Origin of the sequence: Emergencia timonensis, assembly GCF_900086585.1 — a bacterium.
In the GTDB taxonomy this organism is placed as follows: Bacteria; Bacillota; Clostridia; order Peptostreptococcales; family Anaerovoracaceae; genus Senimuribacter; species Senimuribacter timonensis.
Window position 1 is genome coordinate 651582 of the sequence record NZ_FLKM01000008.1, and the last position, 15164, is coordinate 666745.

Genomic DNA, 15164 nt, shown 5'->3' on the forward strand with positions numbered 1-15164 from the left:
TCAAATCATTGCTGTATAAGGGACAGAGGACAGGGAGAAATTCCTGTCCTCTGCTGCTCTACGCACTCTCTTACTGCAAATCCACACCCAAAATCAGCACATGGTCAAAGAAAGGAGGACCTCACAATGAACACCTGGAACTGGTTGTTACACTTTCTGATTATTTTTGATCTGGTCGCCTTCGGAATTTACTTTGGAGGAGACATTCTTTTCACTGCTATAAGCAAAGTTCAAAAAAAGTCAAAGAAGGACGATGACTTGGACCTTTATGATTTTGAAATTGAGACCGCACCCCCAAAACGCTCTTTATGTGTGGACTCAATCCGAATGCTTTATTCTGGTGAGATAGATGAATTTGTGGAAAAGGAACTGTTGCCTGATGCAGCGGAGACCATGAAAGCTTTATCTGAAGCTGAAAAAACAGCAGTTAGCCTGTTACTAAAAGCTTATATCGGTTTTTTGAGCGAAGAAGCAACGGTAGATGAACAAAGTTTTCCCATGGTTAAGGAACTGTTGTCTTATACACAGGGCAGCAAAGAAGATGGTGAAAAAGACGCCATAGATTGTCTGATGGAAGATATGGTCAGCAGAACCCACAGACATCGAGAATATTACAACAATTATCAACGCTATCAGCTGATACAGGTGGATAAAGAGCGTGTGATTATGGCCTGCAATATCATAATCAATGATTTGATTGGCAGGTTATACCGATATGATTATCGCTTTGGCTATGACATTACTCTTGCCTCTGAACACAGCATTGCAAAAAAACTGTCTGATGATTGGCAGGATGAATGGGAGGTTGAAGAATATGAAGCTGGTGATTGCTGAAAAACCATCGGTTGCACAAAGTTTGGCGGCGGTGATCGGTGCAACTGTCCGTAAGGACGGGTATCTGGAGGGCAACGGCTGGCGTGTCAGTTGGTGTGTGGGCCATCTGGCCGGACTTGCAGATGCAGACAGCTATGACCCCAAGTACGCCAAGTGGCGATATGATGACCTGCCTATCCTGCCGGAACATTGGCAGATGGTAGTGGGAAAGGATAAGAAAAAGCAATTTGATATTCTCAAAAAGCTGATGAACGCCCCGGATGTGACGGAAGTGGTAAATGCCTGTGATGCCGGACGCGAGGGAGAGCTTATCTTCCGCAGCGTCTATGAGCTGGCAGGCTGCAAGAAGCCGATGAAAAGGCTCTGGATTTCTTCGATGGAGGACTCCGCCATAAGGGAGGGTTTTGCAAACCTACGCCTCGGTGCAGATTATGACGGACTTCGTGATGCTGCCCTCTGCCGTGCCAAGGCAGACTGGCTGGTGGGGATCAATGCCACAAGGCTTTTTTCCGTGCTGTATCACCGTACCCTCAACATCGGGCGCGTGATGTCTCCGACGCTGGCGCTTATTGTCCAGCGGGAAGCTGAGATCGACACTTTTAAGCCGGTTCCCTTTTATACCGTGGCGCTGGAGCTGCCCGGTCTTACTGTATCCGGGGAGCGCATGGCGGATAAGGCCGCTGCCGAGCAGCTGAAAGAAGCCTGCCAGGGTGCAGCTGTCACGATCAAAAAGGTGGAGTGCAAGGAAAAGTCCGAAAAGCCGCCTGCCCTCTATGACCTGACTACTCTGCAAAGAGATGCCAACCGCCTGCTTGGATTTACAGCCCAGCAGACCCTGGACTATCTGCAAAGCCTGTATGAAAAGAAGCTCTGCACCTATCCCCGTACTGACAGCCGCTATCTGACCGGTGATATGGCAGACAGCCTGCCGGTGCTGGTGAATCTGGTTGCCAATGCTATGCCGTTTCGCAAAGGTATCGCCATTACCTGTGATCCGCAGACGGTCATCAACGATAAGAAAGTAACCGACCACCACGCAGTAATTCCCACCCGAAATCTCAAGGATGCAGACCTTTCTGCCCTTCCTGCGGGAGAAAAAGCAGTGCTGGAGCTGGTGGCCCTGCGTCTGCTGTGCGCCGTAGCCCAGCCCCATATCTATTCGGAAACCGTTGTGATTGCAGCGTGTGCCGGTGGGGAGTTTATCGCCAAAGGAAAAACGGTGAAGCACCCCGGATGGAAGGCACTGGAGGACGCTTACCGTGCCAAAATGAAGGATACAGAGTCAGAAAAAGAGGGCGCAGAGAAAGCCCTGCCGGAGCTGACCGAAGGACAGACCCTTTCGGTTGCTGCTGCAATCGTCAAAGAAGGCAAAAGCAGTCCGCCTCAGCACTTTACGGAGGACACCCTATTGTCCGCGATGGAGACTGCCGGAAAAGAGGATATGCCGGAGGACGCCGAGAGAAAAGGTCTGGGGACACCGGCCACCCGTGCCGGTATTTTGGAAAAGCTGGTATCTGCCGGTTTTCTGGAACGAAAAAAGAGCAGGAAAACGGTGCAGCTTCTCCCTTCCCACGATGCAGTTTCCCTTATCACCGTCCTGCCGGAACAGCTGCAATCGCCGCTTCTGACTGCCGAGTGGGAGTACCGCCTGGGCGAGATCGAGCGTGGGCAGCTGGCCCCGGAGGAGTTTCTGGATGGAATCAGCACTATGCTGAAAGACCTGGTGGGAACTTATCAGGTCATCAAGGGAACCGAGTATCTGTTCGCTCCGCCCCGCGAGGTGGTAGGCAAATGCCCTCGCTGCGGCGGTGAAGTTGCAGAACTGCAAAAAGGCTTCTTCTGTCAGAATGATTCTTGCAAATTTGCAATCTGGAAAAACAACAAATGGTGGACTGCCAAGAAAAAACAGCCGACCAAGGCTGTGGTGTCTGCGCTGCTGAACGATGGCCGTGTCCGTGTGACGGGGCTATATTCGGAGAAAACTGGCAAGACCTACGATGCCACTGTGATTTTGGAGGATAATGGACAGTACGCCAACTTCAAGCTGGAATTTGACCAGCGGAAAGGAGGCAGCCGATGAAGCTCTCTTTAGTGGAACGGGAAACCATTCTCCTCTATAACCAGGCAGAACCAATGGCTGAGATCTACACCCACGATCCCCGTCTGATGGAGAAGCTGGAACTGCTGGCAAAAAAGCACTCCGACCAGATCACCCGAAAGGACGCCCATAACTTTACCGTTCCCAAGCGGTGTGTATCAGTCAGGGAGCCATACAGCGCCGAACGCCGCAAAGCTGCCAGTGAACGGGCCAAAGCTGCCGGATACCAGCCCCCTGTGAGAAAGTCCGGCAGTTAAAGGCACATGGCAGAGAATGTATTTGAAGCGGTCAAGCAGTCGGTCAGCACCAGAGAAGCGGCAGCGTTTTATGGGATCGAGGTCAAACGAAATGGTATGGCCTGCTGTCCCTTTCACGATGATAAGAACCCCAGCATGAAGGTAGACCAGCGGTTCCACTGCTTTGGCTGCGGTGCAGATGGGGATGTGATCGACTTTACCGCAAGGCTCTTTGACCTCTCCCCAAAAGAAGCGGCGGAGAAACTGGCACAGGACTTTGGCCTGATCTATGACAGTCAGGCCCCTCCCCGCAGGAGGTATGTCCGGCAGAAAACCGAGGCACAAAAGTTTCGGGAGGACCGGCGGCGGTGTTATCGCGTACTGTCCGATTACTACTATTTGCTGAAAAAATGGGAGATCGACAATTCTCCCCGGACACCGGAGGAAGAACCGCACCCCCGTTTTGTGGAAGCAATCCAGAAGAAAACCTATGTAGAGTACCTGCTGGACCTTTTTCTTTATGAAAGTGAAGAAGAACAAAAGGCATGGATTGCAGAACACACAGCAGAAATCACACACTTGGAAAGGAGATTGAAAATCATGGCTGAGAACAAACCCACCAACCGAGAGCGGCTAAGGGAAATCACAGATGGCATCGAGCAGGGCATCAAAGAACTGTTTGAGAGTGAAAAGTATATGCGTTATCTGTCCGTTATGTCCCGCTTCCACCGCTATTCGGTAAACAACACCATGCTCATCTATATGCAGAAGCCGGACGCCACTTTGGTAGCCGGATATAATAAGTGGAAAGACCAGTTTGAGCGTCATGTTAAAAAGGGCGAGCATGGTATTACCATCATCGCCCCCACACCGTATAAGAAGAAAATCGAGGAGCAGAAACTGGACCCGGATACCAAGGCTCCGATTTTGGATAAAGACGGAAAGATCGTTACAGAAGAAAAAGAAATCGAGATCCCTATGTTCCGTCCGGTCAAGGTCTTTGATGTGAGCCAGACCGATGGGAAACCTTTGCCGGAGCTTGCTTCCTCCCTTTCCGGCAATGTGCCAAATTATGAGGCATTCATGGAGGCCCTGCGCCGCAGCGCGCCGGTGCCGATCACTTTTGAAGCAATGGCCGCCGATACGGACGGCTATTTTTCTGCCGATCATCAGAAAATCGCCATTCGTCAGGGCATGAGTGAGGTGCAGACGGTTTCAGCCACAGTACACGAAATTGCCCACAGCAAGCTCCACAATCAGAAAAAGATTCAGATTGCCAATGACGAGCAATATCAGGAGATCGAGCTGTTTGATAAACCCGGTTTGTTCTCCAATGGGCGGATTGTCCGTGATAATCTGCCGGAGGGCGTTTATTGCTATGACCTGCGCGGTTCTGACTACGACCCCGGAGAGCCGATTTATGTGGAGAACCGAGTTGGTGTAAACCATGCGGGTGCTGTGATTCTGGCGGAACCATTAGAACTTCCCAAAGAAGGTTATCTTCGATTGACCGAAGAAGAAGGTTTGAATTTTGTTGGCGGCTTTTCTACCCTCGCCCAGTTTTTGCAAGAACAGAGGAAAGACCGCCACACGGAGGAAGTGGAGGCTGAAAGCATCTCCTATGCGGTCTGCAAGTATTTTGGTATTGAGACCGGAGAAAACAGCTTCGGCTATATTGCAAGCTGGAGTCAGGGCAAGGAACTGAAAGAGCTGAGAGCCAGTTTGGAGACCATCAACAAAACCTCCGGCACTTTGATCTCCGACATTGAGCGCCACTATAAGGAAATCTGCAAAGAGCGTGGAATTGACCCCCATGCAAAGGCAGAGCCGGAAACCGCCCCGATAGAGCAGCCGGCAGATGCCGCTCAGGTATCTGACACCGAGCCAACCGGCAATCTGACCTACTATGTAGCAGAGTGCATGGAGTTTCCAAACCTCGGAGAATACCACGATAACCTGTCTTTGGAGGAAGCTGTCCGCATTTATCAGGAAATTCCGGCAGAGCGAATGAACGGGATCAAAGGAATTGGTTTTGAGCTGAAAGACGGAAGCGACTATGAAGGACCATTTCCGATTTTGACCGGGCAGACCATTGACCTGGACACCATTCAGGCAATCGACTATTACCGCGATAATCCGTTGGTACAGAAAGCGGCAAAGGAACTGGCTGCGGCAATGCCGGAAATGGAAGTGCTGGGGGCGGACGCCAACCAGCAGGAGGCGTTGTTTCTGATCGACGATGCCACCTATCTTCATATCCAGCCCTGTGACAGCGGCTGGGACTATACCCTTTACGATGCCGCATCCATGAAAGAGCTGGATGGAGGACAGCTGGATGCACCGGAGCTTTCCCGCATGAAAGCAGTTCTCCAGATTTGTAATGATAACGATCTGGACAGCACTTCGCTTAGACACGCCCCCCTGTCCATAGTTGAGACCTTGCAGGAAGCTGCCTATCAGCAGATGCAGGCAGAGGCCAGTCAGATGACTGCTTCTTCCCAGCTACCGGAGGCACAGGAGCAGGCGCTGGATGAATACCCCATGCCCGATGAGCAGGTATCCACACCGGATATGCTGAAATACGGCTACTCCTATGATGGGATGCTCCCTGTTACCAGAGAACGGGCGCTGGAACTGGATGCCGCCGGTTTGACTGTCTATGTGCTGCATGAGGACAATACGGAGAGCATGGTGTTTGACCCGCAGGAGATCATGGAGCATGGCGGTCTTTGCGGTGTGGACCGTGAGGAATGGGAGAAAAGCCCTCAGTTCCATGAAAAGGTCATGGAGCGTCAGGAACATCAGCAGGAACGAGAACAGGCATTTCTCTCCCAGAATAGAAATTGCTTTGCCATCTATCAAGTGAGCTGTGACGATCCCCAGAATATGCGCTTTATGAATCTGGACTGGTTAAAGTCCCATGATATTTCCATAGACCGCAGTAATTATGACCTCATCTACACCGCTCCGCTGAGTGAGTCTGGTACTGTGCCGGAGCAGCTGGAAAAACTTTATCAGCAATTCAATCTGGAAAAACCTGTGGACTATCACAGCCCCTCCATGAGCGTCAGCGACATCGTTGCGATCAAGCAGGACGGTAAGGTATCCTGTCATTACTGTGACAGCGTTGGTTTTACCCAGATACCCGGATTCTTGCCGCAAAATCCGCTGAAAAATGCGGAGATGGCCGTGGAGGACGATTACGGCATGATTGACGGCATCATCAACAATGGCACAAAAGAGCCTACGGTGGCAGAGCTGGAACAGCAGGCCCGAAGCGGTCAGCCCATTTCCCTGATGGACTTGGCTGACGCCGTTCATCGGGAGGAACGGGAAAAGAAAAAATCCGTTGTGGATCAGCTGAAAAGCCAGCCCAAAGCAGAACACAAAAAGACAGCACCCAAAAAGAGTGCGGAAAGAGAGATTTGATATGGGAAACTTTACTTTTGAGGAAATGAACCTGATGTGCATTTACAATACCGGCAGCCGCACCGGATTGATCAACAGCCTGCGTGAGATGCGCGGCGAGCTATCACCGGAGGAAACGGAACTGAGGGAGCTGACCGACAGCGCCCTTACGAAGCTCTGTGCGATGACCGATGAGGACTTTGCCCAGTTGGAGCTGTATCCGGATTTTGACCAGTAAACACCATAACCGCAGGGATGGGGTGGCAATCTGCCACCCCACCTCTTTACCCCAAAACCGAAAGGAGGACAGAACACCATGCCAACCAAAGCTGAACTATATGCACAGATGGCGGACAAGGTGGCAACACAGCTCACGGGGAGCTGGCAGGAATGGGCAGGGTTTCTCACCACTGCTTCCCGCCTTTACAAATACCCGTTCCATGAGCAGCTGATGATCTACGCCCAGCGACCGGACGCCACCGCCTGTGCGGAGTACGATTTGTGGAATGAAAAGATGGGCCGGTATGTAAGGCGCGGTTCCAAGGGAATCGCTCTGGTGGACGATTCCGGGGACAGGCCCCGCCTGCGTTATGTCTTTGATATTTCCGACACCGGAACCCGTGAACATTCCCGCACTCCCTGGCTGTGGCAGCTGGAGGAGCGCCATCTGGATTCCGTGCAGGCCATGCTGGAGCGCACCTATGATGTTTCCGGTGATGACCTTGCCGGACAGCTCACCGAGGCAGCCGGAAAACTGGCTGAGGAATACTGGACGGAGCATCAGCAGGACTTCTTCTATATCGTTGACGGTTCCTTTTTGGAGGAATATGATGAGTATAACATCGGAGTGCAGTTCAAGGCAGCCGCCACCGTCAGCATCACTTACGCTTTGATGTCCCGCTGTGGACTGGAGCCGGAACGCTACTTCGACCACGAAGATTTCATGGCGATCTTTGATTTCAACACCCCGTCCACCATCGGGGCGCTGGGAACAGCGGTCAGTCAGATCAACCAGCAGGTGCTGCGGCAGATCGGCGTTACCGTCCGAAATGCAGAGCGCGAAGCCAACCAAGAAAGGAGCAAGCAAGATGAACAATCCCATGACCTATATCCAGAACGGAGACTATCTGATTCCCGACCTGAAGCTGAGCCAGCAGCCGGAGAAACCCCTGGGCAAGTACGGAAGGATGAGGAAAACCTACCTGAAGGAACACCGTCCCATCCTCTACAACCAGATGCTACTGAGCGAGAAGCTGTACCCGCACCTTCTGGAGATCGACGAGACCGCCCAGAGCAGACTGGAGCAGATGATACCCCAACTGGCGAAGGAAGCGGGAGCCACCGAGGAACTGAAAGCCAGCGATCCCATGAAGTGGGTGGGGCTGATGAACACCTGCAAAGCCCAGGCCGAGGAAATCCTGATGGCGGAGCTTATCAACAGCTGACCCTAAACCTGTTCCTCTCCGAAGCGGAACAGATCCAATCCATAGATGAAGCAGAGAATGTAGCGCATACATCCTCTGCTTTTTCTTTTGCCCAAAATGATATTGACCATGTGCTGCGTTTGGGCGGCAATACAGACCGCCAGAGAGAGCGTGTGGTTGCAGCCTTTGAAAAGCAGAAAACCACCGCTGAGATTGCCGAGATACTGAAAAAGCTGTACCACGGCGGCAACGGCCTTGGCAGTGTGAGCGCATGGTATGCCGAGGATGGTATCCATCTTTCCCACGGGAAGTCTGTCCGTTATGACAGGTCTGCCCAGGTCATTTCCTGGGAGAGCGCCGCAGAGCGTATCGGGGAGCTTTTGGAGAGTGGCCAGTTTGCCTCCAATGTGGAGCTTGCAGAAGCGGCAGGCTATGAACGATCCCTCCTTTCAGAAAAGCTCTGGCATCTGTACCACGATTTCAGCGAGGAAGCCAGAGAAGCCGGATATTTGTCCTGCCTGTCAGAGATCAAAGGAAATGGGTTCCCGGAGGAGACCCGCCGCCTGACGGAGCAGCTGAGTGCCCCGGCTTTCCGCCAGACACTCAAGGAAGAATACGCTGCCTTCTGGACTGCCTATCAGCAGGACCGTGACCTGTTGCGTTTTCATTACCATAGACCAAGGGAGATCTGGGAGAACCTGAAGGACCTTGACCTGCCACGCAGGACCTTTTCTTCAGACCTTTCCCAAGTGCCAACCGTTCAGCGCTTCATTACCGAGGATGAGATTGACGCCGCCATAACCGGCGGCAGCAGTTTTGCCGGAGGAAAAGGCCGTATCTATGCCTTCTTCATGGAAAACCACACGGACAAGGAAAAAGTGAGATTCCTCAAAGACGAGTATGGCATTGGCGGACGCTCTCATGCACTGTCCGGCGCAACACACAGCGGTGAAGATCATGACGGGAAAGGGCTGCATTATAAAAAGCAGGGCTGCCCGGATGTTCACTTGAACTGGGAAAAGGTTGCCAAGCGCATTACCTCTCTTGTTCAGAAAGGCCGCTATCTTACCGAACAGGAACAGGCGCAGTATGACAAAATCCAGGCTGAAAAGGAACTGGCAGAAGAAGATGCTATCCAAGCCCAGCAGCCGGAGGTGGAGGAAGAAACTCCAAAGCCTACCCTTCGGGAGCAGTTTGAGCAGTATAAGCCTGTGGTAACTGCTTCCATTTCCGAGGATGCCGCATACCGTAATGCCTGCGGTCATTCTGACCGTGAAAATGCTGTCATCGAGGGCAATGCTGCTGTGCGCCGTGCGGTCCTTGGTTCTAAGGATATGGAGCTGATCCGCCTTTATTCTGATATACCGGAGTTCCGCCAGCGACTGCACCGGGAAGTGATCGACGAAACCTATCCAAAGCTCCATGAACTTCTGCGCCCTCTTTCTCAGGAAGATATTGATACTGCCCTTTGTGCATGGAACGGCAATATTGAGAGTAAACACGCTGTCGTCCGCTATATGAAAGACCATGCAAGAGAGAAAGATACCGCTGCATGGCTGGCTCAGGAATACGGTGGCAACAACAGCCTGTTCGTTGTCCGTGCCGGAAGCCCGGAGGAAACGCAGCTGCCCTGGCCGAAGGTACAACGCCGGATTGCCCAGCTTATTCAGGAGGACCGGTTCTATACCGAAGAAGAACAGGATCGTTTTGACAACATCGACCCTATCGCCATCCGGGAAGCTCTGGAGGAAAGAGGGAGCGTCAATGGACAGGTGGCAGACCCGGAAAAACAGGAAAACGATCAAAAGGTAATGTCAGAGGTGGAGCAGGAAGCTAATGAGGAAACAGAACACAAGCCAGAATATACGGCCTCTGACAGAGAATATGCTCGTGAGCATCTAATCCCAGGTGAGACTATTTTTGAAATGGATGGCCATTCTTTTCTGGTGGATTGGATCAATTATGATGCTGGTACAGTTAGTTTTCAAGATATTACTTTTACGTTAGCACCGGGGTTCCCCCTTTTCCAAATGGAGCCAATTTCTGTTGTTCGTCAGTGGTTAGAACAGGAGCCGGAGCCGCCAGTCCCTGTGACTGAGCCGGAGAAAATCTTTGAGGAAGTGCTGGACGAACACCCGGTTTCCATTCAGGTCAATGGCCAGTGGCAGACCTTCCCCAATGCCAAAGCTGCCGAGGAAGCCTCCTATGAGGAATACAAGGCAAACCTGCGCCGCAATGCACAAAACTTCCGTATTACCGATGAGCATTTGGGTGAAGGCGGTCCGAAAGCCAAGTTCCAGGCCAATATCAATGCCATTCGTTTGCTGAAAGAGCTGGAAGTTGCCGGACAGCAGGCAAGCCCCGAACAGCAGGAAGTCCTATCCCGCTATGTGGGCTGGGGCGGTCTTGCCGACGCCTTTGACCCGGAAAAACCGGCATGGGCTTCAGAGTATGCCCAGCTGAAAGAGCTGCTGACCCCGGAGGAATATGTCGCCGCCAGAAGCTCCACCCTCAACGCCCACTACACCAGCCCTACGGTCATTCAGGCCATCTATGAAGCGGTGGGCCGTATGGGATTTGAGACCGGAAATATTCTGGAGCCATCTATGGGTGTGGGCAATTTCTTCGGTATGCTGCCGGAGGAAATGAGAAACAGCCGTCTGTACGGCGTGGAGCTGGACCCGGTTTCCGGGCGCATCGCAAAGCAGCTCTATCCCAAGGCGGACATCACAGTAGGCGGCTTTGAGACCACCGACAGGCGAGACTTCTTTGACCTTGCCATCGGCAATGTGCCTTTCGGTCAGTATCAGGTCAACGACAAAGCCTACAACAAGCTGAATTTCAGTATTCACAACTACTTTTTCGCCAAAGCACTCGACCAGGTGCGTCCTGGTGGTGTGGTAGCTTTTGTAACCTCCCGCTATACCATGGACGCCAAGGATTCCACCGTGCGCCGCTATCTTGCCCAGCGTGCCGAGCTGCTGGGAGCTATCCGTCTGCCTAATGACGCGTTCAAAAAGAATGCCGGTGCCGAGGTGGTATCGGACATCATCTTCCTCCAAAAGCGGGATCGCCCGCTGGACATCGTGCCGGAATGGACCCAGACCGGACAGACGGAGGACGGGTTTGCCATCAACCGGTATTTTATCGACCACCCGGAAATGGTGCTGGGCAGACAGGAGCCGGTAAGCACCGCTCATGGTATGGACTACACCGTGAACCCTATCGAGGGACTGGAGCTTTCCGACCAGCTGCATGATGCGGTGAAGTATATTCATGGAACTTATCAGGAGGCAGAGCTGCCGGAGCTGGGCGAAGGCGAAGCTATTGACACCTCCATTCCTGCCGACCCTAATGTGAAGAACTATTCCTATGCCATTGTAGACGGGCAGGTGTACTACCGGGAAAACAGCCGCATGGTGCGCCCTGACCTCAACGCTACCGCCGAAGCCCGTGTGAAAGGTCTTGTGGGACTGCGTGATTGTGTGCAGGAACTGATCGACCTTCAGATGGATGCAGCGGTTCCGGACAGCGCTATTCAGGAGAAACAGGCAGAGCTGAACCGGCTCTATGACAGCTTTTCTGCCAAATACGGTCTCATCAATGACCGTGCAAACCGTCTGGCCTATGCAGACGATTCTTCCTATTACCTGCTCTGTGCGCTGGAAGTCATTGATGAGGACGGAAAGCTGGAGCGCAAGGCGGATATGTTCACCAAACGGACCATCAAGCCCCATCAGGCAGTGGCTGTGGTGGATACGGCAAGTGAAGCGCTGGCGGTGTCCATCTCGGAAAAAGCCTGCGTGGATATGGGCTATATGAGCCAGCTTACCGGAAAAACAAAAGAAGAACTGGCCGGAGAACTGCAAGGTGTGATCTTCCGTGTACCGGGACAGCTGGAGCAGGACGGATCGCCCCATTATGTGACCGCCGATGAATACCTTTCCGGCAATGTACGCCGCAAACTGCGTCAGGCACAGCGGGCGGCACAGCAGGACCCGGTTTATGCAGTCAATGTGGAAGCTCTTACCGCCGCCCAGCCCAAGGACCTGGATGCGTCGGAGATCGAGGTGCGTCTGGGCGCTACTTGGATCGACAAGGAGTACATCCAGCAGTTTATGTACGAAACCTTTCGTACACCGTATTATCTCCAGAGAAATATCGAGGTCAAGTACTCGTCTTTTACCGCTGAATGGCAGATCACAGGAAAAACTTCTGTTCCTTATAGTGATGTAGCTGCCAACACCACCTACGGAACCAGCCGTGCCAATGCCTACAAGATTTTGGAGGACAGCTTAAACCTGCGGGATGTCCGTATCTATGACACCATAGAGGACGCAGATGGAAAAGAGCGCCGCGTGCTGAACGCCAAGGAGACCACCCTGGCTGCCCAAAAGCAGCAGGCTATCCGGGAAGCCTTCAAGGACTGGATCTGGAGAGACCCGGAGCGCCGACAGACTCTGGTGCGCCAGTACAACGAGGAAATGAACTCCACCCGTCCCCGCGAGTATGATGGCAGCCACATCACTTTTGGCGGCATGAACCCGGAAATTACCCTGCGGGAACATCAGCTGAATGCCATTGCCCATGTGCTGTATGGCGGTAATACTCTGCTGGCACACGAAGTGGGCGCAGGCAAAACATTTGAGATGGTGGCCTCTGCGATGGAGGCTAAACGCCTGGGCTTATGCCAGAAATCTCTCTTTGTGGTTCCAAACCACCTGACCGAGCAGTGGGCGTCGGAGTTTCTGCGCCTCTATCCTTCTGCCAACATCTTAGTCACAACCAAAAAGGACTTTGAGACCCATAACCGCAAAAAGTTCTGCGCCCGTATTGCCACCGGTAACTACGACGCCATCATCATGGGACACAGCCAGTTTGAGCGTATCCCCATCAGCCGGGAGCGTCAGGAACGGCTTCTCTATGAGCAGATCGACGAGATCACCGAGGGCATCGCAGAGGTGCAGGCCAGCGGCGGCGAGCGGTTTACCGTCAAGCAGCTGGAGCGTACCAGAAAGTCTCTGGAAGCCAGACTGGAAAAGCTGCAAGCCGAGGGGCGAAAAGACGATGTGGTAACTTTTGAGCAACTGGGTGTGGACCGGCTGTTCGTGGATGAGGCCCACAACTATAAAAACCTGTTTCTATACACAAAAATGCGAAATGTGGCAGGCTTATCCACATCGGACGCGCAGAAATCCTCCGATATGTTTGCCAAGTGCCGCTATATGGATGAGATCACCGGAAACCGTGGCGTGATCTTTGCCACCGGCACACCGGTCAGCAACTCCATGACCGAGCTTTACACCATGCAGCGCTACCTTCAGTATGAACGCCTGCAAGAACTGAACATGACCCACTTCGACTGCTGGGCTTCCCGATTTGGGGAGACTGTCACAGCATTGGAGCTGGCACCGGAGGGAACCGGCTACCGGGCAAGAACGAGATTCAGCAAGTTCTTTAATTTGCCGGAGCTGATGAACCTGTTCAAAGAAGTGGCCGACATTAAGACTGCCGACCAGCTGAATCTGCCTACCCCGGAAGTGGAATACCACAACATTGTGGCACAGCCTACCGAACATCAGCAGGAAATGGTCAAGGCTCTTTCGGAGCGCGCATCGCTGGTACACAGTGGAACCGTTGACCCGTCTCAGGACAATATGCTCAAGATTACCTCGGATGGCCGCAAGCTGGGGCTGGACCAGAGGATCGTCAACCAGATGCTGCCGGATGAACCCGGCACAAAGGTTAATCAGTGCGTGGAAAACATCATGCAGATCTGGCGGGATGGAGAAGCTGACAAGCTGACCCAGCTGGTATTCTGCGACATTTCTACCCCGCAGGCAAAAGCCCCTGCAAGTAAGGCGGCGAAAACGCTGGATAATCCACTGCTTCATGCATTGGAAAGCGCTGTACCCCTGCCGGAGCAGGAACCGGTCTTTACGGTATATGACGATATTCGTCAGAAACTCATTGCCCAGGGGATGCCTGCCGACCAGATCGCTTTTATCCATGAAGCCAATACCGAGGTGCGTAAAAAGGAGCTGTTCTCCAAAGTCCGTACCGGTCAGGTGCGTGTACTTATGGGCAGCACCGCCAAGATGGGCGCAGGCACCAATGTACAGGACCGTCTGGTGGCACTTCATGATCTGGACTGTCCGTGGAGACCGGGAGACCTCGCCCAGCGCAAAGGCCGTATCGAGCGCCAGGGCAACCAGAATCCCCTTGTCCATGTGTACCGCTATGTGACCGAAAGAACCTTTGACGCCTATCTGTGGCAGACAGTGGAGAAGAAGCAGAAATTCATCTCCCAGATTATGACTTCTAAATCGCCGGTGCGCTCCTGCGATGATGTGGATGAAACCGCCCTCAGTTTTGCCGAGATCAAGGCTCTGTGCGCCGGAGACCCCCGTATCAAAGAGCGTATGGATCTGGATGTGGAGGTATCCCGCCTGAAGCTGATGAAAGCCGACCACCAGAGTAAGCAGTACCGCTTGGAGGATCAGCTGCTCAAATACTTCCCGGAGGAGATTGAAAAGCACAAGGGCTTTATCAAGGGCTTTGAATCTGACCTGGAGGTTTTGGCAGCTCACCCGCACCCGGAGGACGGCTTTGCCGGTATGGAGATCCGGGGAGACCTGCTGACCGATAAGGAGAACGCCGGTGCTGCCCTTTTGGACGCCTGCAAGGAGGTTAAAACCTCCGATCCGGTGCAGATCGGCAGCTATCGGGGTTATGCCATGTCCGTGGAATTTTCCGCTTGGAAACAGGAATATACGCTCCTGCTGAAAGGACAGATGACCCACCGGGCAACCCTTGGTACAGACCCTCGCGGAAATCTTACCCGTATCGACAATGCCCTCGCCCAGATGCCCCAGCGTCTGGAGGCGGCAAAGGCACAGCTGGATAACCTCTGTCAGCAGCAGGCTGCTGCAAAGGAGGAAGTCGGAAAGCCATTCCTTTATGAAGAAGAACTGAGAAGCAAAAACGCCCGTCTGGTGGAGCTGGATACCCTGCTCAACATCGACGGAAAGGGACAGGGACAGGCACACACTGAGTCCGCTGTTGCCAAAAGCACACGGCCTTCGGTGCTGGATCATCTGAAACGCCCGGTGCCGCCCCGTAGTACAGACAAGAAACCAAAACAGCATGAGGAGGTGCGATAAC

8 protein-coding genes are annotated in these 15164 nt (G+C 53.0%); 7 read left to right on the top strand and 1 reads right to left on the bottom strand.

Features of this window, described 5'->3' with window-relative positions; genetic code table 11:
* Window positions 1-126: 126 nt before the first annotated feature.
* From BN6539_RS04255 to BN6539_RS04275, 5 genes are read left to right on the top strand one after another with little or no spacing between them, the layout of a single operon-like run.
* On the top strand, window positions 127-834 hold the full coding sequence (locus tag BN6539_RS04255; RefSeq protein ID WP_002569207.1) for a hypothetical protein: 708 nt from the start codon (window positions 127-129) through the stop codon (window positions 832-834).
* A complete protein-coding gene (locus tag BN6539_RS04260; protein ID WP_002569206.1) occupies window positions 815-2914 on the top strand; it encodes a type IA DNA topoisomerase in 2100 nt (699 codons plus the stop codon). Before BN6539_RS04255 ends, BN6539_RS04260 begins: the two co-directional genes overlap by 20 nt.
* Window positions 2911-3189 (top strand): hypothetical protein, encoded by a 279-nt coding sequence (locus BN6539_RS04265; protein WP_002569205.1) that lies wholly within the window; start codon window positions 2911-2913, stop codon window positions 3187-3189. The genes BN6539_RS04260 and BN6539_RS04265 overlap by 4 nt, the downstream gene beginning before the upstream one ends.
* Before the next feature lie 6 nt (window positions 3190-3195).
* Entirely contained in the window at window positions 3196-6597 is a 3402-nt protein-coding gene (locus tag BN6539_RS04270) for an LPD28 domain-containing protein (protein WP_002569204.1), read from the top strand.
* 1 nt (window position 6598) lies between these two features.
* Complete coding sequence (locus BN6539_RS04275; RefSeq protein WP_002569203.1) at window positions 6599-6814, top strand: transposon-transfer assisting family protein; 216 nt, start codon at window positions 6599-6601, stop codon at window positions 6812-6814.
* 96 nt (window positions 6815-6910) lie between these two features.
* Here BN6539_RS04275 and BN6539_RS22875 read toward each other — a convergent pair whose 3' ends face one another.
* Window positions 6911-7510, bottom strand: a complete 600-nt coding sequence (locus BN6539_RS22875) for a hypothetical protein (RefSeq protein ID WP_242869372.1) — start codon at window positions 7508-7510, stop codon at window positions 6911-6913.
* A gap of 166 nt (window positions 7511-7676) precedes the next feature.
* On the opposite strand from BN6539_RS22875, the gene BN6539_RS22880 reads away from it, so the two are divergent.
* Together BN6539_RS22880 and BN6539_RS23410 are read left to right on the top strand one after the other, a co-directional pair.
* Window positions 7677-8021: a TnpV protein gene (locus tag BN6539_RS22880; RefSeq protein ID WP_425609799.1), complete on the top strand. Its 345-nt coding sequence runs from the start codon at window positions 7677-7679 to the stop codon at window positions 8019-8021.
* A gap of 4517 nt (window positions 8022-12538) precedes the next feature.
* Complete coding sequence (locus BN6539_RS23410; RefSeq protein ID WP_330385075.1) at window positions 12539-15163, top strand: SNF2-related protein; 2625 nt, start codon at window positions 12539-12541, stop codon at window positions 15161-15163.
* Window position 15164 lies beyond the last annotated feature (1 nt).

Excerpts from the sequence above, each read along its gene's own strand:
- BN6539_RS04275 (WP_002569203.1), top strand. The coding sequence starts at position 6,599 with ATGGGAAACTTTACTTTTGAGGAAATGAACCTGATGTGCATTTACAAT.
- BN6539_RS04255 (WP_002569207.1), top strand. The coding sequence starts at position 127 with ATGAACACCTGGAACTGGTTGTTACACTTTCTGATTATTTTTGATCTG.
- BN6539_RS04265 (WP_002569205.1), top strand. The coding sequence starts at position 2,911 with ATGAAGCTCTCTTTAGTGGAACGGGAAACCATTCTCCTCTATAACCAG.
- BN6539_RS04270 (WP_002569204.1), top strand. The coding sequence starts at position 3,196 with ATGGCAGAGAATGTATTTGAAGCGGTCAAGCAGTCGGTCAGCACCAGA.
- BN6539_RS22880 (WP_425609799.1), top strand. The coding sequence starts at position 7,677 with ATGACCTATATCCAGAACGGAGACTATCTGATTCCCGACCTGAAGCTG.
- BN6539_RS04260 (WP_002569206.1), top strand. The coding sequence starts at position 815 with ATGAAGCTGGTGATTGCTGAAAAACCATCGGTTGCACAAAGTTTGGCG.
- BN6539_RS23410 (WP_330385075.1), top strand. The coding sequence starts at position 12,539 with ATGAACCCGGAAATTACCCTGCGGGAACATCAGCTGAATGCCATTGCC.